The sequence below is a fragment of the Shimazuella sp. NTD247 genome (assembly GCF_059510415.1).
In genome coordinates this window covers 555,826-578,601 of record NZ_JCAJZU010000002.1, presented here as the reverse complement: position 1 = coordinate 578,601, position 22,776 = coordinate 555,826, and the positions used below count along the sequence as shown (strand labels likewise).

At 39.5% G+C, this 22,776-nt stretch carries 27 protein-coding genes; 17 read left to right on the top strand and 10 right to left on the bottom strand.

Annotated features, from left to right (window positions below; all coding sequences use genetic code 11):
• Nucleotides 1-4 precede the first annotated feature (4 nt).
• The gene (locus AC5WOC_RS07535) at nucleotides 5-715 is read right to left on the bottom strand and encodes an MIP/aquaporin family protein (protein WP_496054781.1); all 711 of its coding nucleotides are present in this window, start codon (nucleotides 713-715) and stop codon (nucleotides 5-7) included.
• A 201-nt stretch (nucleotides 716-916) separates the two neighbouring features.
• Nucleotides 917-1,468 carry a glycerol-3-phosphate responsive antiterminator gene (locus AC5WOC_RS07530; protein ID WP_496054780.1) on the bottom strand — a complete coding sequence of 184 codons (552 nt, stop codon included), beginning with the start codon at nucleotides 1,466-1,468 and terminating at the stop codon, nucleotides 917-919.
• Nucleotides 1,469-1,569: 101 nt separating this feature from the next.
• Here AC5WOC_RS07530 and AC5WOC_RS07525 point away from each other — a divergent pair, with 101 nt between their 5' ends.
• Complete coding sequence (locus tag AC5WOC_RS07525; RefSeq protein WP_496054779.1) at nucleotides 1,570-2,505, top strand: phosphotransferase; 936 nt, start codon at nucleotides 1,570-1,572, stop codon at nucleotides 2,503-2,505.
• 37 nt (nucleotides 2,506-2,542) lie between these two features.
• Here AC5WOC_RS07525 and AC5WOC_RS07520 read toward each other — a convergent pair whose 3' ends face one another.
• The 4 genes from AC5WOC_RS07520 to AC5WOC_RS07505 form a co-directional block, all read right to left on the bottom strand.
• Complete coding sequence (locus tag AC5WOC_RS07520) at nucleotides 2,543-3,034, bottom strand: hypothetical protein (protein ID WP_496054778.1); 492 nt, start codon at nucleotides 3,032-3,034, stop codon at nucleotides 2,543-2,545.
• 103 nt (nucleotides 3,035-3,137) lie between these two features.
• The gene (locus AC5WOC_RS07515) at nucleotides 3,138-4,088 is read right to left on the bottom strand and encodes an NAD-dependent epimerase/dehydratase family protein (protein ID WP_496054777.1); all 951 of its coding nucleotides are present in this window, start codon (nucleotides 4,086-4,088) and stop codon (nucleotides 3,138-3,140) included.
• 11 nt (nucleotides 4,089-4,099) lie between these two features.
• Nucleotides 4,100-5,251, bottom strand: coding sequence for a glycosyltransferase family 4 protein (locus tag AC5WOC_RS07510; protein ID WP_496054776.1), 1,152 nt, complete (start codon nucleotides 5,249-5,251; stop codon nucleotides 4,100-4,102).
• Between the two features lie 3 nt (nucleotides 5,252-5,254).
• Nucleotides 5,255-6,814 (bottom strand): CotS family spore coat protein, encoded by a 1,560-nt coding sequence (locus AC5WOC_RS07505; RefSeq protein WP_496054775.1) that lies wholly within the window; start codon nucleotides 6,812-6,814, stop codon nucleotides 5,255-5,257.
• A 194-nt stretch (nucleotides 6,815-7,008) separates the two neighbouring features.
• On the opposite strand from AC5WOC_RS07505, the gene AC5WOC_RS07500 reads away from it, so the two are divergent.
• From AC5WOC_RS07500 to AC5WOC_RS07480, 5 genes are all read left to right on the top strand, one after another.
• Complete coding sequence (locus AC5WOC_RS07500; protein WP_496054774.1) at nucleotides 7,009-8,313, top strand: UDP-glucose dehydrogenase family protein; 1,305 nt, start codon at nucleotides 7,009-7,011, stop codon at nucleotides 8,311-8,313.
• Entirely contained in the window at nucleotides 8,310-9,326 is a 1,017-nt protein-coding gene (locus AC5WOC_RS07495) for a sugar phosphate nucleotidyltransferase (protein WP_496054773.1), read from the top strand. The genes AC5WOC_RS07500 and AC5WOC_RS07495 overlap by 4 nt, the downstream gene beginning before the upstream one ends.
• Nucleotides 9,327-9,404: 78 nt before the next feature.
• Nucleotides 9,405-9,554 carry a hypothetical protein gene (locus AC5WOC_RS07490; RefSeq protein ID WP_496054772.1) on the top strand — a complete coding sequence of 50 codons (150 nt, stop codon included), beginning with the start codon at nucleotides 9,405-9,407 and terminating at the stop codon, nucleotides 9,552-9,554.
• A gap of 51 nt (nucleotides 9,555-9,605) precedes the next feature.
• Nucleotides 9,606-9,845 (top strand): hypothetical protein, encoded by a 240-nt coding sequence (locus tag AC5WOC_RS07485; protein ID WP_496054771.1) that lies wholly within the window; start codon nucleotides 9,606-9,608, stop codon nucleotides 9,843-9,845.
• 130 nt (nucleotides 9,846-9,975) lie between these two features.
• A complete protein-coding gene (locus tag AC5WOC_RS07480) occupies nucleotides 9,976-10,590 on the top strand; it encodes a ComEA family DNA-binding protein (RefSeq protein WP_496054770.1) in 615 nt (204 codons plus the stop codon).
• A 95-nt stretch (nucleotides 10,591-10,685) separates the two neighbouring features.
• Here AC5WOC_RS07480 and AC5WOC_RS07475 read toward each other — a convergent pair whose 3' ends face one another.
• Nucleotides 10,686-11,048, bottom strand: a complete 363-nt coding sequence (locus tag AC5WOC_RS07475) for a hypothetical protein (protein WP_496054769.1) — start codon at nucleotides 11,046-11,048, stop codon at nucleotides 10,686-10,688.
• A 77-nt stretch (nucleotides 11,049-11,125) separates the two neighbouring features.
• Nucleotides 11,126-12,316, bottom strand: a complete 1,191-nt coding sequence (locus AC5WOC_RS07470; protein ID WP_496054768.1) for an ornithine--oxo-acid transaminase — start codon at nucleotides 12,314-12,316, stop codon at nucleotides 11,126-11,128.
• Nucleotides 12,317-12,878: 562 nt separating this feature from the next.
• On the opposite strand from AC5WOC_RS07470, the gene dcd reads away from it, so the two are divergent.
• The 8 genes from dcd (at nucleotide 12,879) to AC5WOC_RS07430 (ending at nucleotide 19,662) form a co-directional block, all read left to right on the top strand.
• On the top strand, nucleotides 12,879-13,436 hold the full coding sequence (gene dcd / locus AC5WOC_RS07465; RefSeq protein WP_496054767.1) for a dCTP deaminase: 558 nt from the start codon (nucleotides 12,879-12,881) through the stop codon (nucleotides 13,434-13,436).
• A 68-nt stretch (nucleotides 13,437-13,504) separates the two neighbouring features.
• The gene (locus AC5WOC_RS07460) at nucleotides 13,505-15,901 is read left to right on the top strand and encodes a DNA internalization-related competence protein ComEC/Rec2 (RefSeq protein WP_496054766.1); all 2,397 of its coding nucleotides are present in this window, start codon (nucleotides 13,505-13,507) and stop codon (nucleotides 15,899-15,901) included.
• Nucleotides 15,891-16,886: a DNA polymerase III subunit delta gene (gene holA / locus AC5WOC_RS07455; protein ID WP_496054765.1), complete on the top strand. Its 996-nt coding sequence runs from the start codon at nucleotides 15,891-15,893 to the stop codon at nucleotides 16,884-16,886. Before AC5WOC_RS07460 ends, holA begins: the two co-directional genes overlap by 11 nt.
• A 16-nt stretch (nucleotides 16,887-16,902) precedes the next feature.
• Nucleotides 16,903-17,487 (top strand): hypothetical protein, encoded by a 585-nt coding sequence (locus tag AC5WOC_RS07450; RefSeq protein ID WP_496054764.1) that lies wholly within the window; start codon nucleotides 16,903-16,905, stop codon nucleotides 17,485-17,487.
• A 77-nt stretch (nucleotides 17,488-17,564) separates the two neighbouring features.
• A complete protein-coding gene (locus tag AC5WOC_RS07445; protein WP_496054763.1) occupies nucleotides 17,565-18,095 on the top strand; it encodes a hypothetical protein in 531 nt (176 codons plus the stop codon).
• A gap of 249 nt (nucleotides 18,096-18,344) precedes the next feature.
• Nucleotides 18,345-18,875, top strand: coding sequence for a hypothetical protein (locus tag AC5WOC_RS07440; RefSeq protein ID WP_496054762.1), 531 nt, complete (start codon nucleotides 18,345-18,347; stop codon nucleotides 18,873-18,875).
• A gap of 16 nt (nucleotides 18,876-18,891) precedes the next feature.
• Nucleotides 18,892-19,017, top strand: coding sequence for a hypothetical protein (locus AC5WOC_RS07435; RefSeq protein ID WP_496054761.1), 126 nt, complete (start codon nucleotides 18,892-18,894; stop codon nucleotides 19,015-19,017).
• Between the two features lie 27 nt (nucleotides 19,018-19,044).
• Nucleotides 19,045-19,662 carry a hypothetical protein gene (locus AC5WOC_RS07430; protein ID WP_496054760.1) on the top strand — a complete coding sequence of 206 codons (618 nt, stop codon included), beginning with the start codon at nucleotides 19,045-19,047 and terminating at the stop codon, nucleotides 19,660-19,662.
• A gap of 182 nt (nucleotides 19,663-19,844) precedes the next feature.
• Here the strand turns inward: AC5WOC_RS07430 and AC5WOC_RS07425 are convergent, their stop codons facing one another.
• Nucleotides 19,845-20,303, bottom strand: coding sequence for a hypothetical protein (locus tag AC5WOC_RS07425; protein WP_496054759.1), 459 nt, complete (start codon nucleotides 20,301-20,303; stop codon nucleotides 19,845-19,847).
• A 164-nt stretch (nucleotides 20,304-20,467) separates the two neighbouring features.
• On the opposite strand from AC5WOC_RS07425, the gene AC5WOC_RS07420 reads away from it, so the two are divergent.
• A complete protein-coding gene (locus AC5WOC_RS07420) occupies nucleotides 20,468-20,827 on the top strand; it encodes a hypothetical protein (protein WP_496054758.1) in 360 nt (119 codons plus the stop codon).
• Nucleotides 20,828-21,242: 415 nt separating this feature from the next.
• Here the strand turns inward: AC5WOC_RS07420 and AC5WOC_RS07415 are convergent, their stop codons facing one another.
• Nucleotides 21,243-21,503, bottom strand: a complete 261-nt coding sequence (locus AC5WOC_RS07415; protein ID WP_496054757.1) for a hypothetical protein — start codon at nucleotides 21,501-21,503, stop codon at nucleotides 21,243-21,245.
• Between the two features lie 271 nt (nucleotides 21,504-21,774).
• Here AC5WOC_RS07415 and AC5WOC_RS07410 point away from each other — a divergent pair, with 271 nt between their 5' ends.
• Together AC5WOC_RS07410 and AC5WOC_RS07405 are read left to right on the top strand one after the other, a co-directional pair.
• Nucleotides 21,775-21,987 carry a hypothetical protein gene (locus AC5WOC_RS07410; protein ID WP_496054756.1) on the top strand — a complete coding sequence of 71 codons (213 nt, stop codon included), beginning with the start codon at nucleotides 21,775-21,777 and terminating at the stop codon, nucleotides 21,985-21,987.
• A gap of 123 nt (nucleotides 21,988-22,110) precedes the next feature.
• Nucleotides 22,111-22,746: an NAD(P)-dependent oxidoreductase gene (locus tag AC5WOC_RS07405; protein ID WP_496054958.1), complete on the top strand. Its 636-nt coding sequence runs from the start codon at nucleotides 22,111-22,113 to the stop codon at nucleotides 22,744-22,746.
• The last annotated feature ends 30 nt before the right edge of the window (nucleotides 22,747-22,776 follow it).

Here is a 22,776-nt window from a genome sequence, read left to right as displayed (position 1 = left end):
TATTTTAAAACAAGCCGATATATGCTACTGCAGCCAAAATAGCGCCGATAATAGGTCCTACAACCGGAATCCAAGCATAAGACCAATCAGATGAACCCTTTCCAGCAATCGGTAAAATCGCATGTGCGATTCGTGGACCTAGATCACGAGCAGGGTTGATCGCATAACCGGTTGTCCCGCCTAATGACATCCCTATTGCAACGATCAAGAAAGCAACTGCGAGTGTTTGTACACCATCTGAAAATACAAGTCCCTTTGCGCCAAAAGCGAGTAAGACAAATACAAGAAGTGCAGTACCAATAATCTCACTTAATAAATTTGCAAAGGTACTCCGGATAGCTGGCCCAGTAGAGAAAACAGCGAGTTTTGCCTCGGCATCATCCGTTTCTTTCCAATGTGGCAAATAATGCAACCAAACAACAACTGCTCCTAAAAATGCACCGATCATTTGCGCAATTATCATTGGAAATACTTGTGACCAAGCGAGTTTTCCTGCAATTGCAAAGCCAATTGTCAGCGCGGGGTTTAAATATGCTCCGCTAAAATGCCCAACAACGTATGCGCCAACCATAACAGCAAATCCCCATCCAAACGTGATCACGATCCATCCAGCATCTTTTGCCTTGGATTTGTTGAGCAGCACGCCTGCAACAACACCATCTCCCAAAATAATCAGGATCATAGTACCAATCATTTCTGCCAAAAATATGGACATGTATTTGTCCCCCTTTTATCAAATAAATGCGTGGTGGTGTAACGAGAAGAAAAGAAAGAATCACAAAACTCCCCTCCGTTAGCATGTAGGGAAATTTTGTGATTCTCCGCATCTCATCACAAGATTAACTTTTATTAAACAATGAAACCGTTTACAATTCAAATAATAAACTATCCTGCGGAGAAATGCAAGCGTTTTCTTTTATGCATCCCAAATTTCTTTATCCGATGTGGTAACAGCAATAGCACCAGCATCTAGAGCCATTTTCACGTCCGATTTTGTACGGATCAATCCTCCAGCAAGCAAAGGAATTTTTGTTTTCTCTGCTACTTCTTTGATGACATGTGGCATGATCCCCGGTAAGACCTCAATAAAATCGGGATGAAATGTTTCGAGTAATCGATAGCTGGTTTCTAAGGCATGTGAATCCAGTAAAAATAATCTTTGAATAGCAATCAGCGATTTTTTCTTGGCTTCTTTGACCACCGAAGTTCTTGTGGAGATTAGGCCTGCTGGTCTGATTGTTTGGCAAAGAAATTGTGCTGCATATTCATCACTGCGTAAACCTTGAATCAGATCAGCGTGAAGCAGCACTTTTTTCTTATGCGTATTTGCTAATGCGATTAAACTGCCCAGCTGTCCAATATGTGTGTCAAGAAGCACGATATACTTATAATGGGAGCGCAGCATTTTTTCAAACTGTTTAATGTTTTTGGCAGCCGGCAATATTTTTTGATTGGCAAAATAGGACATTGTAACCTCCGGATTTTTGATCTACTACTTAAAGTGTACCCGATTTAGGCAGGTATTCATATGATAAAGAAGATTATATGCTGCTCTAGAAGGTGAATGCTTTGAAAATCAATGCTCAGATCCCAATTACTCCGAAACAAATACGAGCGATAGTGGAGTATAATTATGGCTGTGAAGTGAAACAAATGGAGAAAGTTCGTGCAGTCTATAAAGTACGAACAGATCGAGGCATCTTTGCATTTAAGAATGCAAAAAAAATAAAAGATATTTCGTTTATCGATTCCGTTATTCGTCATCTTCATCAAAATGATTTTCGCAAAGTTCCACAACTGTTAAAGACAGTGACTGGTCAGTTAGTTGTTTCTTTTGAAGATCAGTGGTATGTGATGGAACATTGGCTGCCAAATGATGTAGTAGAAGTAGGCGTCCATAAAGACGATTGGTTATACGAAGCTGGGGAGTCTTTAGCAAGTTTTCATCACGCCATATGTACGTATCCAATAAGCACAATTTCAAAGAAGCGAATGCGACGTCCTTGGCCGATTTGGTTTTTGGATAAATACAAAAAAATGAAGTACCATTATACGTTTGAAGAAACTTCGACCAAATATTTGTTGTTGGATCGCATGAAGTTAGCGAAGCATCAACTGAAAAAGAATCCAATGATTACGACTCAATTATGCCATGGGAGTCTTCACCAAGAAAATATAATGATGGATGCTAAGCGAAAAGTCTGGTTTATCGATTATGAACGGCTGACATATGATGCAAAAGGAAAAGACCTCGCACAGTTATTGGATTATCATTTTCGGTTTCATCCATGGAAAAAAGATACAGTCGAACAATTTTTAGCTGGCTATCAATCCATTTCGCCATTGAATCAAGCTGATTTTTACCATTTATGTACGAGGAGCCTTATTACAGACCGCATGATTTATGCTTATTTAGATGGGAAGATTGTAGTGAATGATTGGGAGCAGGAAATGAAGAAAGAACAGGTTTGGAAGCAAATCGTTCCGGATTACTTTAAGAGGTGAGCGGGCACTGGAGAAATTCATCCAGTGCCCCTGATCATTACGGGATCGTAATTACATTTGCTAGGTTGACATAAACTCTATTTCCTACACCGCCATAGGCGATGGACTTCCCAGTGATTATGTCATAATTCGGGAAGGAGATAGAGGCATTTCCATGTTCAGAATGCATCGTAATATAGTTTTCCATACACCCACATCCATCAAAGTGATACTGAATCTCCTCATCGCAGATCGCTGTGTATTTCCTGTGATTGGAGGAGGAAGTCTGGTTCACTACCAGCTTGCACTTTCCATTGCTAGTAATACGCATATCATGACATGTAGCCACAACATGAATGGAATTACTTGCTGTCATGTTCCACTTTCCCCAAGAGAGTACTTTTGCTGGTTTGCGTTCACTTGAATGTACAAAAACAGATCCATCTGCGGTTTTTTCCACTTCTCCCTTACAGAGTACATAAGATGACCCAAAAGAGATCTTTTGGTAGCTGTTGGAGTTTTGATGGACATGAAGCAGGTGTTTCTTCATGGTATTTCCCGTTCCCTCTCTTTATTTTCGGTTATACGGGTAAATTTATTATAGCCATCCTGCGCAAAGATGAGTAGGAAATGGCATTTTAATTATAAAAGTCTTAATATATCAAAATATTTTGTTGGATTCTTTGCAATTGCAAAACAATGCCTTTTTCGATGTCAAAAATAGGTTGATAGCTGAGCATTTCATTCGCTTTGGTAATATTCGCCCATGTATGTTTTGGATCACCTGCTTGTGGCGGGAGATAATTTTTCTTGGCTTTTATTTTAATATGTTTCTCCATAATGGAGATTACTTCATTTACTGTTAAGTGTGAGATCCCACCAATATTAAATATTTCTCCTTTCCATGTAGAAAATGCAGCGAGTAGGTTGGCAGTAACGATGTCATCTACATATGTGAAATCACGAGATTGTTCTCCGTCTCCATAAATCGGAAGTGGATCTCCCTTTAAAATCTTTGTGATCATGCGATGAAACGCCATATCTGGCCGCTGCCTGGGGCCAAAGACAGTGAAATACCGCAATGAATTAACAGGAACTTGAAAATTATGGTAATATAGTTGGCATAATTGTTCGGCGGAAAGCTTTGTCACACCATATGGAGAAATAGGATTGGGAATCCGATCTTCCGCAGTAGGACCCTCCATTCCCCCATAAATAGAAGAAGAGGAAGAATAGACAATTTTTTTTATGTCATTGCAATTTTTAGCTGCTTCGAGTAATCGCTGTGTTGCCAATATGTTGTTGTCAACATACGCTTTAAATTCAGAACCCCAGCTTGTACGTACTCCCGGAAGTGCTGCGAGGTGGAAAATATATGCAACGTTTTTTAATAAAGGAGATAGTTCAGCAGTAATGAGGTCTTGTTCCAGAAAAGAAAACCTAGGCTGCTGAAGGAGCCAGCTTAGGTTTTGCTCTTTTATCATTCGATCATAATTATTTCGAAAACAGTCGATGCCGAGAACTTCGTATTTATCGTATATTAACCGTTCACAGAGTGTTGAACCAATAAAACCAGCACATCCAGTCACTAATATTTTCGACATTTGTTTATCCTCTACTTTTCTTTGTTTTCCCAAACAGACAAAATATCACTTGCTACTCGTTCAAAGCCATAATGTTGGATCGCTAGTTTGCGTCCTGTTACGCTCATATGTTTACGCAAATTAGGATCAGAGAGAATCGTAGAAATAGACTGCACAAATTCCTCTGGATTTTCTGGATCTTGTACGATTAATCCATTATTTTTGGTTTGAATGACTTCTGGATTTCCTCCTCTTGCTGTGGTTACGATCGGAAGACCAGCAGCCATTGCTTCATAGTGTACTCGTGCTAAAGGTTCCTGCCAAAGAGAGGTACAGACAAATATGTCACCTGCCCAAAACCATTTGTGAACTTCTTTTGGGTCGACAAATCCTGTTGTGATGACAGGTACATCAGAACGCTGCGCTAATGCGTGAACATACGCAACATAATCACTAATCCCATCATCGCTATACCATTTGCTTCCGACTAAAACGAGTGCAAGGTCAGAATGCTTCTTTTTGAGGGAATTCATTGCAAGAATGAGTTTGTCTACTCCTTTTTTGGCAGTTAACCTTCCTACAAACAAGATTACTTTTTTGTTTTGTAAATTATGCTGACTGCGTATTGCATCACGTTCTTTTTTACGAACTAATTCTGAGCTTGGAATATAACGTTTAATATCTACACCCGAATAGATTGTTTTTAATTTGGAATTTGCTTGTGGATACATTTTCGCGATCGTATTTCCTACGTAGTTGCTCACTGTCACGATTTTCTCTAATGCTTCAATTGCTTCCACTGCTTGTGCAGGCTGAATTTTTTCTAACAGGAACATATCATTGTGCATGCTTAAAATTAATCGTGCATGTGGTGCGATTTTTCGGATAGGAGGGATAAATTTTGGCCGATTAAATACATGGATCAAATCATATCTTTTGGCATTTTCACGAAGGTACTCTACAACATGTTTGATGTAGATATCGGGTAACTTGCCAGGAACTCTTACATAATTGATGCCGTTTAGTATTTGTTTGTTAGGTAGGATGGGATCATCAACACTCATGATCGTAATCTTATGACGTTTACTTAATAACGGTGAGACACCATCGATATAAGTTTGAATAGCGCCTCCTCGCACAGAAGGAACTGGTAATTTTTCCGTACAGATCATTAAAATATTCATTTTTTATACACCCCTTCTATTTGACAAGGGATTGACTGATTTCTTTTTCTTTCTAAGCAGCTTTATTTTGCGAATTAGATCAAGTAGGTTGATATTGGCAATTTTTCCTCTTCTCTTTGATATCGGTCTTAGTACTAATCTTTTCTTGCGAATTACTTTTCTGCCCGTAGCTTGCTTTTGAAGTGGAGTCTTTTTGATTAATTTCCTTTTACGAAGTGGAGTTCGACTGATCGGTTTTTTAGGGGAACGCAAAGGTGTTATCAGTCGGCGTTTTTTTAGTGGAGTTTTGCTTCCTTGACGCGGAACGAGTCGGCGTTTTTTTCGAGGAAGTTTTGGTGATGGTTTCGATGTATCTTTTGGTATTTCTGTTGTATTCTCTTTTGATGTATCTTTTGGAGATTCTGTTTCCCATTTTTTGCGAGAGCGTTTTGCTGGAGCATTTTCTTTCGTGAATTTTTCCCAATTTGGAATGTTTTTGCCTCCGACTTTCCATTCTTTACTCAATTGTTGTAGTGCAGTCCATTTCGTCGTGTCTTGATTTTCGATATTGGTTAGTAATATCTCTAGCTCCTCATTCATCAAGGTTGCTGGACTAAAGATGATTTCTTTCACATGTTTATAAAATTCGTTTGGCAGCATCATGTCTGTTAGGAAAACTTCAAAAAGCTGTGGGCTGATTGGATTTGCCTGATGATATGCTTGGATCATTCCATTCATCCACTCTGCATCCCATGCGCCTTTGTCTTCCATTGAGCTGGTTACCAATTTACGCAAATCGCGAATCGGCAGATCAAACGAAACTCCATCCAAATCAATAATCCAAACGCCTTTTGGTCCGATTTGCCCATTAGAAAACCCATAGTCTTGATGCGCTAATCCCCAATGCTGTTCCCCTTTGGCGATTAAATCATAGTAAGGAGTTTCATTGAGTCGTTCTAGCGCTTTGATCGCTTGGCGTTCGTATTTGTCTACCAATAGAAATAACATGCGACTTGCAGGCATTTCTGGATATGCTCGAGCGAGTTCTCGAAACCAATTAATTTTTGTTGCCATTTTTTGATATTGTTTTGGGTAATTATGAAGCCTGCTTGAAAATTTAGCACCAAAAGGAGGAACATATCCTTTTGAATGTTGATGGAATTCTCCTAATCCGTAACAGAGCATTCCAAATCCTTCAATGGTTGTTTGATCGGCTGGTGTCAGATCAATCCAATCCGTAACAATCCACAGTTTTCCCCCAGCTTCTACATAGTTTTTGCCTGATTTTGCCGGGATTAGTTTTGGTACACGCGCGCCTTGTTTTACGATATATTCTTGTGCTCCAACACTGAATAAACTACGCTCTGGTGTGCGATGCAATACTTTTAAGCTTCGCAAACCTTTGTTTGTATCTATTCGCCAAATGGCTCCACCTTTATCTGGTTTGGAAGTAATCATTTCCAATGTGTTTAATTTCATATCATATTGCTGGGCTACTTCTTTTGCCAAGTTTGTAAGTTCAATTGGTACATCTTCCGTATCTTGTTCAGCGGTGCCCCAAGGCTGAATGATATATTCGCTCATTCATAGCCCTCCTACTTAAAATCTTCATTTGTGTCACAGTATGTTTCTAGCTGATAACCGGAAGGGCAGCTATCTGTTTCTATAAAATTTAGGTATTTGTATGATCAATAGATTGAAATTAGTGGATCAAGTGATATACGTCAAACATATATTATGAATTACTAAGAAATATAGACAGATGGAGAGGCGATGTCATGAACGTTGCAGTGATTGGCATGGGCTATGTTGGAGCTACAATGAGCGTTGCATTGGGACTACATGGACATCAGATACAAGGAATAGATGTGGATAAGCAAAAAATCCAATCTTTGAAGAAAGGAGTTCCTCCCATATATGAGATTGGAATGGAAGAAAATTTACGTAAATTGATAAATGCAGAGCAGATAATGTTTTACGATCAAATAACAGATATGGATACATGTTCTATTATTATGATCGCAGTGGGAACACCTGCATCGGCAGATGGCAGAGCAAATTTATCCTATGTAGAAGCAGTGGCAGAGCAGATTGGAACTTACTTAAAAACAAAGGCAGTTATCGTAGTGAAAAGTACTGTCCCGATTGGAACTTGCGATCAAATCAGACAAATAATTGACCGAAAGCTTAAGGAGAGAAGCGTTTCTATTCCTTTTGAAGTAGTTTCCAATCCAGAGTTTTTACGAGAAGGAAGAGCACTCCTAGATGCACTTAATCCAGAAAGAATTGTTATTGGAAGCAGTTCCGATTGGGCAAAACAGAAAATGAAAGAGCTATATGCGAATTTTTTATGTCCCATTCTCTATACAAGCGTTCGAGACAGTGAAATGATTAAATATGCTTCAAATGCATTTTTGGCTACAAAAATTTCTTTTGTCAATGAATTAGCTCGGCTTGCAGAAAAGGTAGGGGCAAGTATAACAGAAGTAACAAAAGGAATGGGATTAGATAGTAGGATAGGCGAAAAGTTTTTGCATGCTGGCATTGGATATGGTGGTTCCTGTTTTCCAAAAGATACAGAAGCACTACTAGCAATCGGACAGGAGACAGGAGTGGAACAAGTTTTATTGCAGGCAGTAAAACAAGTAAACATTTCGCAGGTTGAGTGGTTCTGTCAGAAAATAACTCGTTCCATTGGGCATGCAAAAAAGAAAAAGATTGCTATATTAGGTTTGACCTTTAAACCGAATACAGATGATATTAGAGAAGCACCAGCTATGTACATTTTACGTTATTTTCTTCGCCAAGAAGCAGAAATATTTGCATATGATCCAAAAGGAATGAAAGCAGCCGCTAAAATCTTCCCAGGTGTTACTTATTGTGATTCGATTATAGAGGCATTGGATCAAGCAGAAGCAATTGTAGTTACAACAGAGTGGGAAGAAATAGTAGGAATAGATTGGGAACAGGCGAGAAAGATCGTAAAAAATCCGATTGTGTTTGATGGGAGAAATGCATTAAATCAAAATGAATTAACGACTTTAGGGTACAGCTATGTTGGTGTTGGGGTGAGTTCCTCATGAAAGGAGTTATCTTATGTGCAGGAAAAGGTACTAGGATGCAGCCATTTTCCTTAACAACACCTAAAACGATGCTGCCTGTTGTCAATCGTCCATTGGTTGATTATTGTTTACAAAAGTTTTATCAAGCGGATATTACGGAAATTGCAGTTGTAGTTCACCCTAAGCAGCATGCTTTGATCCAATATTTATCTGTGCAGGAACCAAAACCAAAAATATTCTATCAAAAAGAGCAATTAGGAATTGCTCACGCTCTTCGGTTAGTGGAGTCATTTATGGGAGAAGATTCTTTTATTCTTTTACTAGGGGATAATTTAATTAAAGAGCCAATGGAAACATTAATAGAGGCATTTAAAGGTAAGGATGGTTCTATCCTCTTATCAGAAGTAGATAATCCTAGTGATTACGGAGTTGCTGAAATCATTGCCGATCGAGCAGTCAATATTGTTGAGAAACCACAAAATCCGAAAAGTAATTTAGCTGTGATGGGGATGTACCATTTTTCTCCAGTTATTTTTGAATCCATTCGCTCGATTCCCCCTTCTGCTAGAGGCGAGTATGAGATCACAGATGCAATTCAGTGGCTGATTCATCAGGGCTATGCTATTTCTTACTCTATTACAAAAGAGAGTTATACGGATGTCGGTACGATTGATCGATGGTTATCGGCAAATCACTGGATGTTAGCAGATGTGGCGGGGAAAGATGTGAAATTAGGAAAGAATACAAAATTAGAAAATTGTACAGTCAGAGGACCAGTGGTGATTGGTGATGATTGTAATATAACGGATTCGGTCATTGGACCATATGTAACAATTGGCAATCATGCAAAATTAGACAACTGTCAAATAGCCCATAGTATTTGTTTAGATAATACAACAATTCAGGACTTTTTGAAACCGATTACACATAGTGTGCTAGGACAGCATGCAAGATTACTAGGGGAGCAACCGAAGCCAGAAAAAACGATTCAACTCGTGCTTGGTGATCATTCAAGCATGTGTTTATCCGAATAAGATACCCACCGGTAAATCAGGATGGGTATTTTTTACGAAAAGCGGATATACTGAACGCCATAAAAGGAGGAATACAATGTGAATCAACGAAAAGAAGAGAAATTACAAGCGATCGGATCGACAAAAGAGCGTGATGAACAATTGGCAAAGAAAGGAACTCCTCTTGGAGAAGCAGTAGAAGCAAATAAAGCGAAAAAAGTACAAGGAAAGAACTACCCTTCTACGTAAAAGGTTGTTATACTGAAGCCAATCATACATCGACCAATCTAGGGAGAGCCTGTGTCCGGGAAAAAGGTTGAGAATTCACTCGCTTCGGTTATTCGCAGCATTAAGATGCAGTATGGAGATGAACGATCTGTTCCAGAGTTTGTAAAGAAGGAAGGCTATCGAGCAGTAGGTAAGGCATTGAACAAAGCTCTTACTGCAATTCCTGCTGTTCCGATTTATATAGGAGATCGACTCAATCCAGCACATCCTGCTAGTAAAGAGTACTGGGAAAATAGTCGACCGAACAAGTGAGTAAACGAGCGGTAGGAGAAACTTTTCCTACCGCTCGAAACATTTTTTGTGAGTATATTCCTTTTTTTGGTAGGAAGTTGTTCATTCGAAGCGAATTTGTTAAAGGAGTCATATTTGGAGGTATTTGTATATGAGTCCTTTTACATGGTCCCCAAGGGAAAAAAAATTAGCAATCGCGTTAGTAGCTATTCTCATTTTCGCAATTGGCGCGCTTTTATGGAATCAAGAAGAATTACCGATGCAGAATAGTTCCTTGCCGGCTTATCAACAGCAAGCACCGACGAAAACAGTAGAAACGAAAAAGGAATCGCAAGTTGCTACCATTGATGTGAAGGGCGCAATAAAGAAGCCTGGAATTTATAAATTAACAGCACCTGTCCGGCTTTATCAGTTGCTAGAAGCTGCCGGCGGAGCATCTGAATCAGCAGATATAACTCGAATAAACTTAGCAAAAGTAATCACAGACGGTTCGATGATCTATATTCCGAAAAAAGGTGAGAAAATTCCAACAGAGGCATCCCCTATTCAGAATAATCAAAAGGAAGAAGATAATAAGATCAACTTAAATACAGCTACTTTGGATGAATTAGAGACACTAGATGGACTGGGTCCAACAAAAGCAAGGGCGATCATTCAATATCGGGGTGAACATGGCGGGTTTCGTTCAGTAGATGAATTGTTACAGGTTTCGGGGATTGGCGAACGTACACTAGAGAAAATCAAAGACAAATTATACATCAGTTGATTTAGCAGACTGGAGAAAATAGTTTTCATTTTCTCCAGTCCATTTAAATGGTTGGTCTTTGTTGAGTTACTTAAATCGCAAAGAAAACAAGTGTGTCATTTCATTTTTGCTTTCAGCTGCTCATATAGACTTGTCGCTTCCAAAGAAAGGGAAAGTGCTTGACTGTGAATTCGAAGCAATCGAGTAAAGTGAGTCATTATGAGGCAGGCGAGTGAAATGGTATCCCGCTGCTCGGTGGAAAGTTGACTGCTCTGAATCAGAGGGTTCATTCTACTTTTTGCTTGATTCAAAAGGTTCTGGGCAAATGTCTCATCGTAGGATGTCTTCTTGGTTCTTGTCTCTCTAATCAATTGGAGCATTTCGAGAAAAAGTATTCGATCCTCGGAGTCAATTTGGGCTGATTGAACAAATCCGTTCAATTTAGGAAAGTCAAACCGGATAAAATCTTTATGTTTCATATTTCCTCACTTCGTTGGAGCAACTAGTTACCTCCTCATTATACAAAAAAACTCCTCGATGAGGAGTTTTTCCATCGTTAAGCTAATATTTTTTTTACCATATCAATTGCTTGATTCAATTCTTCTTTTGTAATGGTTAATGGAGGAGCAAAACGGATGGTATTGTCATGTGTTTCTTTACAGAGTAAACCTTCCTCCATTAGTTTTTCACAGTAGGGACGAGCTTTTTCATGCAGCTCCATACCGACAAAAAGTCCTTTTCCACGAACTTCTTTAATAACTGGATTGTTAATTTTACGTAATTCTGCGATAAAGTAGTCTCCTAATTCACGAGAACGTTTTGGCAGATTGTCTTCTTCCAGCACTTCTAATGCTGCGATGGAAACAGCACAAGCGAGTGGATTTCCCCCAAAGGTAGAACCGTGAGAACCAGGTTCAAAGACTCCTAATACTTCCTGATCTGCAGCAACTGCGGAAATTGGCATTACACCGCCGCCAAGTGCTTTCCCCATTATATACATATCAGGTTTTACGTTTTCCCAATCACACGCGAATAATTGCCCTGTTCTGCCAAAACCTGTTTGAATTTCATCGGCAACAAACAATACATTATTGGATTTACAAGTATCATAAGCTGCCTTTAAAAATCCTTCTGGTGGAATAATAATGCCGGCTTCTCCTTGAATTGGTTCTAAAATAAATGCAGCTGTATTCGGAGTAATAGCATTTTTTAAAGCATCCAAATCTCCATATGGAATTACTTTAAATCCAGGAGTAAGCGGCCCAAAGCCCCGTTGGTATTCGGGATTGGACGACATGGAAATAGTTGTTACCGTTCTGCCGTGAAAATTATCAGTACATACGATAATCTCGGCTTGATCAGGTTCGATTTTTTTCACATCGTAAGCCCAGCGTCTTACCGTTTTTATCGCTGTTTCAACTGCTTCGGCTCCAGTATTCATCGGCAGAACCATTTCTTTTCCAGTGACTTCTGCAACTTTTTCGTAAAAAGGACCCAATGTTTCACTATGAAAAGCCCGAGAGGTCAGTGTAATTTTATCTGCTTGTTCTTTTAATGCTGAGATTAGACGAGGATGACGATGGCCATGATTTAAGGCAGAATATGCGCTGAGCATGTCCATGTAACGATTTCCATCGGCATCTGTTACCCATACTCCTTCACCCTCCACAAGTACAATAGGCAGCGGATGATAGTTTTTTGCTCCGTATTTATCGGTTAGTTGAATGATAGCTGTGTTTTTCGACATCTTTATTCCTCCATTAATCTAGTACATTCTCCAACACTATTCTACCGGAAACGGTTTCATAAAAGCAAAGGAATAATTGCTTAATCGTAAAATTGTATATTAATACCGATAATTTTTAAATATGATCATAATGAAAGTGAATAAAATGAATGATTATACATTTTATTCAACTTGATAGATGTAATTGTTTTTCTGTTATCCATAAAATATAGCAAACAGGAAAAGCTGCAGGATTTATGGTTATATAATGGAACATAGGCTTCATTATAAGTCGACCAAAAAAAGATGTTTCCGCTTCTGAATAGCATTTTGTTATTTTCTTTCTGATCACAGGTTCTATATATCTTTTATGTAAAAACCAGGTGAGTGGAAAAGAACCGATGTAATATCCTAGCATAAGAGAAATAATTGGTGTTTGTTTCATAACTGTCAACCAGTAGCCAAAGCTCACTACAATGAGTAGAATATACGAAGTGAACCAGATTGGGAGTTAACTTTATTCCAAGTTTATTTTCCACTCCTTCAATAAAATTATACCAACTTGAAAGGATAGTTACATAAAATGACCATTAAATCGGACCGATGGATACGCACTATGGCAATGGAACAAAAAATGATTGAACCATTTGTCGAACGAAATGTAGGCAAAGGGGAATCAGTTAGTTTTGGTTTATCTAGTTATGGCTATGATTTGCGTGTATCGGATGAGTATAAAATCTTCCATAATGCATTAAATCCAATTATCGATCCAAAGGAAATCGACGAAAATTCTTTTATTGATTATAAAGGAGATGTTTGCATTATTCCGCCAAATTCTTTTGCATTAGCTAGGTCAATCGAATATTTTCGTATTCCAGATAATGTATTAGCAATATGTGTCGGCAAATCAACATATGCCAGATGCGGTATTATCACCAATGTAACACCTTTTGAACCTGGATGGGAAGGTCATGTAACTTTAGAAATATCCAATACCACTCCGCTGCCAGCAAAAATTTATTCACATGAGGGGTTATGCCAAGTGCTCTTCTTAGAGAGCGATGAAGCTTGCGAGGTTTCTTACAAAGATAAAGCAGGAAAATATCAACATCAGCATGGTATAACTCTTCCAAAAGTTTAGGGAATGTACGTTTGACTAAATTTGAAAAATATGGTAAATTCGCTCTATTCTAGTAGGGAGCGGATGCTGTGTATCGACCTTTTGTTTGTTTTGTACTAGGTTGGATAGCGGGAGAATGGTTAGCAAATAATACTGCTTTTGATAATTATTTTTCACTTTGTCTCTTCGTTTGGATAACAGGTTTTCTCTTTTTTGCGAAGTATCAAAAAGGGATACCTGTTCTTTTGTTGATTTGCGGTTTGTTCACAGGTGCGTTTTATTTTCAATTTCAAAATGAAAAAAATGTTTCATATTTTGCTCAACCTGTATCTTTTTCTGCTGTTGGAAAGATAGATGACAATCCCGTTGTGGATGGAGATAGCGTTCGTTTTGAAATGATTATTTCTGCTAAAAATCAACAAAAAAAAGCTCAATATGAAAAAATTTTGGTTCGGACAAAAGGGGATACTCCTGAGCAATTAGCACTGGTACACAACTGGAAGACAGGATGTTATGTCCGATTACCAGTACAATTAGAGAAACCTTCTGCTGCAAAAAATCCAGGAGCTTTTGATTATGCTGTTTATTTGCATCATTATGGTATTCATTGGGAAACACAGGTACCCTCGATAGCCCAAATAAAGTTTATAACATGTAAGAAGACGCTGTTCACCGAAATCGAACAGTTCCGTCAATCTCTTCTATTGCGTCTTTCTTTGCTTTATCCAGCAGCAAGCGATGCCGGGCTGTTACAGGCGATGATACTTGGTGATCAACAAGCACTTGACCCCGTAACACAAGAAATTTTCTCTTCACTCGGTTTGATCCATGTTTTATCTATCTCTGGATTACATGTATCTCTTTTAGTAGGATTGTTGTATTTGCTGCTCATCTCATGTGGAATAACAAGAGAAAGAGTCGCTGCAATTATCCTTATTTTCTTACCCTTTTATGCTCTTTTAACAGGTGCTAGTGCACCAGTGATTCGCTCTGTTATTATGGCAGGAATGTTGCTGATAGCAGTAATTATTCGTCGCTCATCGGATGCGATTTCGTTTTTAGCATTCGCTCTCTTGCTGCAATTATTATGGAATCCATACCAACTATGGGAAGCTGGTTTTCAACTCAGTTTTTTGGTAACAGCAGGGTTATTGCTATATGTAGAAGTTATCACGCATTATATTCCCATCCCTGGTCATCGTATTCGACAAGCATTCGCTGTTACGATCGTGTCTCAGGTAGTATCTTTTCCAGTAATTATCTACCACTTTTATCAATATTCTTGGTTGTCTGGGATCATCAACCTCTTTTTCGTTCCGATTTATAGTGTGGCGGTTCTTCCTCTATCGAGCATTTCCTTGTTAATCAGCTACATATCTATTGATTGGGGGATAACGATTGCAAAGTTAGTGTCATTTTTTCTTCAGGTTTTGGATCGACTATTTTTATGGATTGCTGGATTTCCACATGTGACGTATGCTATCTCACCACCTGCATTGGGATGGATAGCTTGTTATTTTTTTCTTTGTTGGTTTACTTACGTGACGATCGATTCGGATATATTGCAAATAAAACGTTTGCGATACATTACTTTTCCAGCTTTGTTATTCCTCTTGATTTTTCAGATCTATGGAAACCATAAACCTCATGATGCTGGACTGATTACGATTATTGATGTTGGTCAAGGAGATGCAACATTGATTGAAACACCGAGTGGAGAGGTCATGCTTGTCGATGGGGGCGGAAGCTTGCCTTCTGCAAAAATGGCATGGCAGAAAAGAAAAAAAGTATTTGAAGTAGGACGCGATGTAGTTGTTCCTTATTTACGTTATCGAGGAATCAATCATATTGATACCATCGTGATGACACATGGTGACGGTGATCATATTCGTGGATTGGAAGCGGTAGTGAAGCGTATATCCGTTGGACAAGTGCTTCATAACGGTGCTCCACCAGCGGATTCATTTGAAACACATTTATTTGCAACTATTCAACAAAAACATATTCCTATTCGTCTCGTATCAGCAGCAAATCAGTGGTTTGTGGGCAAAGAAGTCCGTGTTCAAGTGCTCCATCCACTGCGAAGAGTTGCTGCGGAAAATATCAACAATGGCTCAGTAGTTATGTTACTATCAATATATCGAACGACGATGCTTCTCACTGGAGATATGGAAGCATCCAGCGAACAGGAAGTACTCGCACGCTATCACCTCGCACCTGTAGATTTATTAAAAGTTGCCCATCATGGAAGCGATACTTCTTCCAAAGAAGAATGGCTGTCTTCCATAAAACCGAAAAATGCTTTCATTTCGGTTGGGGAACATAATCGCTATGGCCATCCAAAACAAGAAGTTATCACTCGTTTAGCAAAACACAACATAAATATATGGCGAACAGATCAACAAGGGGCAATACAAGTAAAAATAAACCAAGTAGGTTACCAGATAAAGACGATGAAAGGGGAGGAACATTTGCGTGTTAGATAATATGCCTGCTATTTCCCTGTACTATGGAATAGAATCTTTTTTGATGGAAGAAGCTTGTTTTCAATTGCGCTCGTATGTGCCGGCTGATCAAAAAGAATGGAACTTACTGTTGATGGATTTGGATGAGGTTCCATTGGATCAAGTATTACAAGAGGCGGAGACTCCTTCGTTTTTTGGAGGAAAACGATTAATTATAGCCAAAAATGCCTCATTTTTTACGACTGCAAAGCTAAAGAAAGAACCCAGTCATAATGTAGATGTACTGCTTACCTATTTATCGAATCCAAGTGAGAGTAGTGCTGTCGTATTCACTGTTACTAACGATAAGCTGGATAAGCGAAAAAAACTTGTGAAACAAATGGAAAAACTGGCAACGGTAAAAAAATTTGATCTGTTAAAAGGTCAAACTTTGCTCAAGTGGGTGGAAGATAGATTTCGTAAATACAAAGTAAAAATAAAACGTGAAGATTGTATCGATTTTATTCAAGTGGTTGGAAACGATTTGCGTCTCTTGGATCAAGAGTGTAAAAAACTCGCTGTTTTTGTAGGGGAAAGAGGGACAGTATCAGAAGAAGCAATTGCTGCATTGATTCCACGTACATTGGAAAGTAATGTTTTTCAGTTAACAGAAAAACTGGCAGAACGGAAAATAACAGAAGTATGGCAAATCTGGGAGGATTTGCTCACCCAAAAAGAAGAACCAATTCGCGTTCTGGCATTGATGGCTCGGCAATTTCGGTTGTTATACCAGACAAAGGTGCTTTCTGCAAAAGGGTTAAGTGCTGGAGAAATCGCGAAAATGGTAGGTTCTCATCCTTATCCAGTAAAGTTAGCAGCTTCGCATTGTAATGCTTTTAGTGAAAAACAACTAAAAGCATGTTTAGCGATGACCGTGACTGCAGATCAGGAAATTAAATCTGGCAAAATGGACAAAGTTCAAGCAGTGGAGCAAATTTTCTTATCCATACATCGAACGACAGCGTGAAGAAAGGTGTTTAGCAATGGAACACACACAGCTCAAGGAACTACGAAAAAAACAATTGATTTATACCAATATTATCTTTCTTTTCTATGGAATTATCGCATACAGTGTTATTTTTAGCGGAGCAAAAGGATTAGTGGTTTATTTGACATTGGCTGCTATCTTTCTTATCTCTCCAATAGGTTTTTTCGTTTTTGGCAGACCACAACCACTGTATCTAATCTTTCCTAAGATGAAAGAACTACAAAACGATGAAAAAGAAAAGTTAAAGGACGCATGGTTCTCTTATCATATTACTTTTGTTATTCTACAAATCGCCGCAACCATCTTCTTTATTATTCAAGCATTTATTCGCAGTCCGAAGCTGCCTTTTATCGAAGGTATTCCTTACTGGGTTATCATTGCAATTTCGCTTATCCTGCTTTGGATCGGCAATAGCAATCAAATATTTCATGTACGGAGATTAGACAACAAGACCTATGAGCAGCTCAAAATATATGCCGCAGACCGGCGTACTTTTGCCCTTGTCTTTGCCTCTGTTGCCCTCGTGGTAACAGTGATGGCAATTTTTGTGGTCAGTATATTGTCGCGAAAGTTTTTGTAAGTCAGGTTAAATAGTGGGAAGTTATACGTTATAATGAATGATGACAAGCGTCGCTTTTGAGATGGAAAGGTTTTCTGATGAACCAGATTCATTCTGATAAGGTGCTGTTTCGTTTTGGAGAGTGTCTTGTGAATGGACAGCCTTCATACGAACGGAAGGAGCTTACTCTCTTTGTTCCTACAGCAGGAATGTGGGAAGTAGTAAAGGTCAAGAATATCTATCGTTTTACTTTTAACGAAGTTGAGTTCGGGAAAAAGGGCGGTGATGGTTTCCGTACTGTAACCGTCGAATCGCTCTACATGCCATGCATCTATGGAGAGAACGCAAAGCCAAATAACAAGTATACAAAAGATAAGGTTATTCTCTCTGGTGTTCGACTCACTTATGTTTCGGCTAATCTGGAAACTGGCAAGAAGAGTGCTCGTTTTCACACAGTGAATGTGGATGTTAAATCAGGTACCTGGGCACCTTACTCTGATGAGCTCTATGTGGATGAAGCAAGTGTTCACGGTGAAAAGACATACGCTGAAGATTTCCCTTCTACTCTTAAGCGGGCAAAGATTAAGATCTTTGGCTCCCCGCTTCCTAGTATCACGAGTTTGAAGTAGGGAGTTGTTTCGAGTTACATCCGGGTGAGCAATCACCCGGATCCAGACGTTTCGATGCTGCTTCTGTTGTAAGCAGGCATATATGATAGAGGAGTTAATGGTCAGCGTTTTTGGAATGCTGGCTTTTTTTATTTTATTGTTTTGTATTTCAAAAAATACTCCTATTCTAGGATATAACAAAGTTGTAATATCCGTTATAATAAAGGCAGTGACAAACAGTCACATCGTTTCGACAGAAAGTGACTACACATGTTTGGTGGATACAAAGTACATCGTGTCACCTTTACCTTTGGTGAGTGCTCTGTTTTGGGGAAGGTGCACAGGGAACTTACTCTCTTTGCTCCTACTAACGCTACATGGTCTTTCAATAAGAACAAGCATCGTTTCAATGAAGCATACATTGGTGGAGAGAAGGGGAAGTATCACCAGAATCTTGTTGTAGAATCCGCACTTCTGCCTTGTCTAAGCGGAATAGATGGAAAGCCGACCAAGCAGTATAAGAAAGATACAATCATGCTGTCTGGCGTTCGGTTTCGATTCCATTCCGCCCGGCTGAAGTCAGAACGTGATAGAATGGAAGCTGAATTTTTCGAGTTCGTTGATTTGACGATCAAGCGTGGAGAATGGCGGAAATTTGAAGGGTTTTATGTGGAAGAGGCTGGTGTTACTGGTAGAACGATGGACTCTAGCTTTCCTCCGAAGCTGAGTCGAACCAAAGTTGATCCTATTGGTTCCAATGCTTATCCCTTTGGTATTTATGGGGATATGAAGAACTGGTAAAGGAGCCAATATCCGGGTGAGCAATCATCCGGATTCAGAAAATAGCAGAGTTATTCTTTATATTAGAGTAGCTCTTTTTAGTTTGTCTATAAATGATGAAATTGCAAAAAAAATCAGTTATACTGGGACTAGTGGCGAATAGTCACATGGTTTCACTTAAGGAGTTCTCATGGCTGCTGATCCTATGTATATGACACGTCTGGAAGGGAATACAATTTACTTCCAAAATGGGAAACTGCATGTTAAGGAAGGTAAGTCAACAGAGAAGCCAGGGGCATTCGAAAATCTTACCATTGAATTTCTCGGAGGAAAGTGGGAACTCGATCCTAATCGTCCTAATGTTCATCGTCTTATCATTGATAAGGGAAGGATGAACGGGAATCGTAAGATTATAAGTGCAATCGTGGTAATTGAGTCTGATACGATGCCTGTCATTGTGGGACGAAACAACAGTATCACTTCAGCTCCGAAGGCAGATAAAAATAAAGTTGCCCTCGGTAATATTGAAGTAGAATATGGTCCTGATATTTATCAATTCCTGATTGATGGGGAGCCTACCCCACTCGAAATGCCAAGGCTCAAGATTAGTAAGGGTTATGTGCGAGTGGTGCCGAGGAGTAAAATGCCTCCTCAGTATCGGGCTAGTAACCCGCTGGTTGCAGCCTACCACTTTACTGGTGTGAGTGCCATTCTTGAGGATAAGCGATGGAATGGATCAGCTCGTCGTGTAAATGCGAAGGAAATTTTGATTTACAGTGTACACTGGCCTAGGTTTTCGTTTATCTAAAAAATAGGTAAGCGGATACAATCTGGGTGAGAAATCACCCAGATACCGATTATAAAAGTAATATTTATATAGACGCGGGAAAACCACCTACATAGAGGTGGTTTTATTTATGTAAATTTACAGGTTTTCAATTGGTGGGTGAGCAAAACAAAAGTTTTGCTCACCCTAGTAGCTATCTGCAACTACTTTTCACATTTCCATCCACAATCCCAGCTGCAATTCCATTCATGTGGCAATCGCATGTACATTCGGACTGCACGAGACAGCTTTTTCTGGTCATAATTTTCTTTCCTATTTTTCAGCTCATCAAGAGAAAACTTCAGTGATTTCTTGAAGTGATCAAGCCAATACGTACCATCGACGACCAACATATTGGTAAAGTCGCCAAGCAAGTTAGTGCATGGCTTTCGCATATGAAGCTTGTTTTTCTCGCGAAGCATGCCTTCTCGAAGGTATTCCTCTACCTTTTCACACTTTGCTTTGGCCTCTTCATAAGGCCTGACCATCCTGTCCGAAACCAGATCAAACGCGTCCATTGTACCAGGCGGCACTGGTTGAAGGGAGCCAAGAATCTTTAGTGTAGCCTCCAAAGTCTTGATCGTTTCTCGGGCGCTCCTGGGCTTATCACCACGTCCAAGCATCAGTTCTCCTCTATCTGTTGAAAACGATGAGTCGCCTCACTGTTAATAGTATAACAAAAATAGATGGGAGATAAGCGTTTTATTTTATAACTATTGAGATAAATATCATATTCTCATACAATGGAACTAGTCCCAGTTGTAAACCTAGATTCCAAGGAGTATCCGTGGCTGAGGTAGAGTTGAAAAATGTAACAGTTGATGTAAAGGGAGACCATGGAATCATTGAGTATGTCAAAGAATATGGCAAAAACATTACTGTTCGCCTCGACGGTATGGATGGCCCGCAGTATTTCAAGGGAAGCCATCGTCTGAACGACGGCGAAGGCATCATCGTTGATAGGCCAAATATGGATGGAACATTTTATGGAACCATTTATATTCCAAAGGAACTGGTAGTTCACCCGGGAGAGAAAAAGCCACCGGTAGAGTACAAAGCTACTCATGGGAATTTTATAATCCGCGCTACGTTTGAATTTGGATACCATGATATCATTACGATGAAGGTAGATATCAAGAGAAAGTAGAAGAAAAATTTTCCATCTAACACCTGTGTAGCCTGAAGGTTACACAGGTGTCCAACTTTATAGCATTGCGAGCGAGAAAACCCACGATTTAAATCGTGAGATGAAAGCGAGCGTTGAACGAGAGGAAGGAATTTCCCTTCAGCAGTTCAACCTTTGGAAAAAATAAATTTACAAACAAACATTCTCATGGTAATATATGTATAGTCGCGACAGACGAAAAACAAGTTTGCTCGAGGAAAAGAAAAAACAACAAACATAAACCGTGGGGCGCACGGGGTTAGCTTGGTAATGAAATAGTCATGAGGCTGTCGTCCCAAGAATCCAACGGCCTTAGCCGTATGGAGTTGTCAAAAAATTTATTGCACTTCTTTACATAATTTGGAGACCAGTATCCATCAGGATACTGGTCTCTCACTTATGACGAGAATCGCTTCTCAACCTCAGGTGGGAGAAGGACGAATTCTCGATCCCAAGTGAGGTAGAATCGATCTCCGGATCGGACAGCGTAGCGTTCCCCTCGGTAGTCGACGTAGCCGTCATATACAAACGTGTAGATCCCATCACCGAGATCACGGAAGGAAGTATACCAGAATGTCACTCCCATAAGAGTTGCTTTGATCGTACGGAGCTGACCGTCCAGCATTCCAGTCTTCCATTCCATGTATTCTAGATCCATCAGATCTCGTATCCTGCGGTCGGTGGGGAGAGGCTGATCGGTCGTAGAGGGGTAGAAGTTCCGCGGAGTGGGAAGATCCACGCTGGGTGACAGCTTCTGGATCAGCCACTCGAGGATCTGGATGGTACGTGTGCGCACTTGCGACTCCTTTGATCGATTATCTCCATTTTAATATAATTTTCGATTTGAAAAACAATAAAAAATTTACTCCAAAAGCAAAGAAAAAGAATTAAAATAAAATGGTAAGCAGGGACTTTGTGAAGGAGAAGGAATGGCAGACAACCAAACTCCTGATAATGAGGAGATTAAGAAGCATCTCCAGCAGACACCGAAAAAGAAGCGTCGCCAGCATTTTCGAGAGCTTCCAAGAAAGCTTTGGAATTTTGTTTGTGATGTAGCAGATGAAATACCTTGGTGGCTTGATGATGAAGACTGGAAGACGATCGCTCATTGGTTGAAGGAAATCAACCCGCTGGAGGACTGATCTTTTGTTCTATTAAAGTTCCAAAGCTGGTCACTTTTGTGACCAGCCACAAATATTTATTGATGGATAATCCTTTTTGCAAAGGACACGATACATATATCAGTTAAAAGTGGAGGATGTATGATGAAAATAGCAGTGATCGGAGCGACAGGAAAAGCAGGGCGAAATATTGTGAAGGAAGCATTGGATCGAGGTCATGAGGTGACAGCGATTGTGCGCGATAAAACCAAATTAACGGAATCTGCAGTAGCTGTTTTAGAAAAAGATATTTTTGCGATTACGCCTGCTGATCTACAGCAGTTTGATGTTGTTGTTAATGCGTTTGGTGCACCAGCAGGTCAGGAACATTTGCATGTTGATGCGGGAAATGTATTGATCGAAGCATTGCATGGAAATGATCATACTCGATTGATCGTTGTAGGTGGAGCAGGCAGTCTATATGTGGATGAGGCAAAAACAACGCAATTAATCGATACACCTGAATTTCCATTGGCATTTTTACCAACTGCTAAAAATCAAGCAGAAAACTTTCGTCTTCTACAGGAAACAGATGGTTTAAAGTGGACATTTGTCAGTCCATCGGCTATTTTTGCTTTAGGACAACGAACCGGAAAATATCAATTAGGAGAAGATCACCTGTTGGTAAACAGCAAAGGGAAAAGTTATGTGAGTTATGAAGATTTTGCTGTCGCAATATTAGATGAGATCGAACATCCAAAACATATTAAACAACGGTTTACGGTAGGATCTGAATCGTAAAAGAAAAAACTTTCTTGATCATAAGTCAAG

Excerpts from the sequence above, each read along its gene's own strand:
- AC5WOC_RS07535 (WP_496054781.1), bottom strand. The coding sequence starts at position 715 with ATGTCCATATTTTTGGCAGAAATGATTGGTACTATGATCCTGATTATT.
- AC5WOC_RS07530 (WP_496054780.1), bottom strand. The coding sequence starts at position 1,468 with ATGTCCTATTTTGCCAATCAAAAAATATTGCCGGCTGCCAAAAACATT.
- AC5WOC_RS07520 (WP_496054778.1), bottom strand. The coding sequence starts at position 3,034 with ATGAAGAAACACCTGCTTCATGTCCATCAAAACTCCAACAGCTACCAA.
- AC5WOC_RS07515 (WP_496054777.1), bottom strand. The coding sequence starts at position 4,088 with ATGTCGAAAATATTAGTGACTGGATGTGCTGGTTTTATTGGTTCAACA.
- AC5WOC_RS07510 (WP_496054776.1), bottom strand. The coding sequence starts at position 5,251 with ATGAATATTTTAATGATCTGTACGGAAAAATTACCAGTTCCTTCTGTG.
- AC5WOC_RS07505 (WP_496054775.1), bottom strand. The coding sequence starts at position 6,814 with ATGAGCGAATATATCATTCAGCCTTGGGGCACCGCTGAACAAGATACG.
- AC5WOC_RS07500 (WP_496054774.1), top strand. The coding sequence starts at position 7,009 with ATGAACGTTGCAGTGATTGGCATGGGCTATGTTGGAGCTACAATGAGC.
- AC5WOC_RS07495 (WP_496054773.1), top strand. The coding sequence starts at position 8,310 with ATGAAAGGAGTTATCTTATGTGCAGGAAAAGGTACTAGGATGCAGCCA.
- AC5WOC_RS07480 (WP_496054770.1), top strand. The coding sequence starts at position 9,976 with ATGAGTCCTTTTACATGGTCCCCAAGGGAAAAAAAATTAGCAATCGCG.
- AC5WOC_RS07475 (WP_496054769.1), bottom strand. The coding sequence starts at position 11,048 with ATGAAACATAAAGATTTTATCCGGTTTGACTTTCCTAAATTGAACGGA.
- AC5WOC_RS07470 (WP_496054768.1), bottom strand. The coding sequence starts at position 12,316 with ATGTCGAAAAACACAGCTATCATTCAACTAACCGATAAATACGGAGCA.
- dcd (WP_496054767.1), top strand. The coding sequence starts at position 12,879 with ATGACCATTAAATCGGACCGATGGATACGCACTATGGCAATGGAACAA.
- AC5WOC_RS07450 (WP_496054764.1), top strand. The coding sequence starts at position 16,903 with ATGGAACACACACAGCTCAAGGAACTACGAAAAAAACAATTGATTTAT.
- AC5WOC_RS07445 (WP_496054763.1), top strand. The coding sequence starts at position 17,565 with ATGAACCAGATTCATTCTGATAAGGTGCTGTTTCGTTTTGGAGAGTGT.
- AC5WOC_RS07440 (WP_496054762.1), top strand. The coding sequence starts at position 18,345 with ATGTTTGGTGGATACAAAGTACATCGTGTCACCTTTACCTTTGGTGAG.
- AC5WOC_RS07430 (WP_496054760.1), top strand. The coding sequence starts at position 19,045 with ATGGCTGCTGATCCTATGTATATGACACGTCTGGAAGGGAATACAATT.
- AC5WOC_RS07425 (WP_496054759.1), bottom strand. The coding sequence starts at position 20,303 with ATGCTTGGACGTGGTGATAAGCCCAGGAGCGCCCGAGAAACGATCAAG.
- AC5WOC_RS07415 (WP_496054757.1), bottom strand. The coding sequence starts at position 21,503 with ATGGATCTAGAATACATGGAATGGAAGACTGGAATGCTGGACGGTCAG.
- AC5WOC_RS07410 (WP_496054756.1), top strand. The coding sequence starts at position 21,775 with ATGGCAGACAACCAAACTCCTGATAATGAGGAGATTAAGAAGCATCTC.
- AC5WOC_RS07405 (WP_496054958.1), top strand. The coding sequence starts at position 22,111 with ATGAAAATAGCAGTGATCGGAGCGACAGGAAAAGCAGGGCGAAATATT.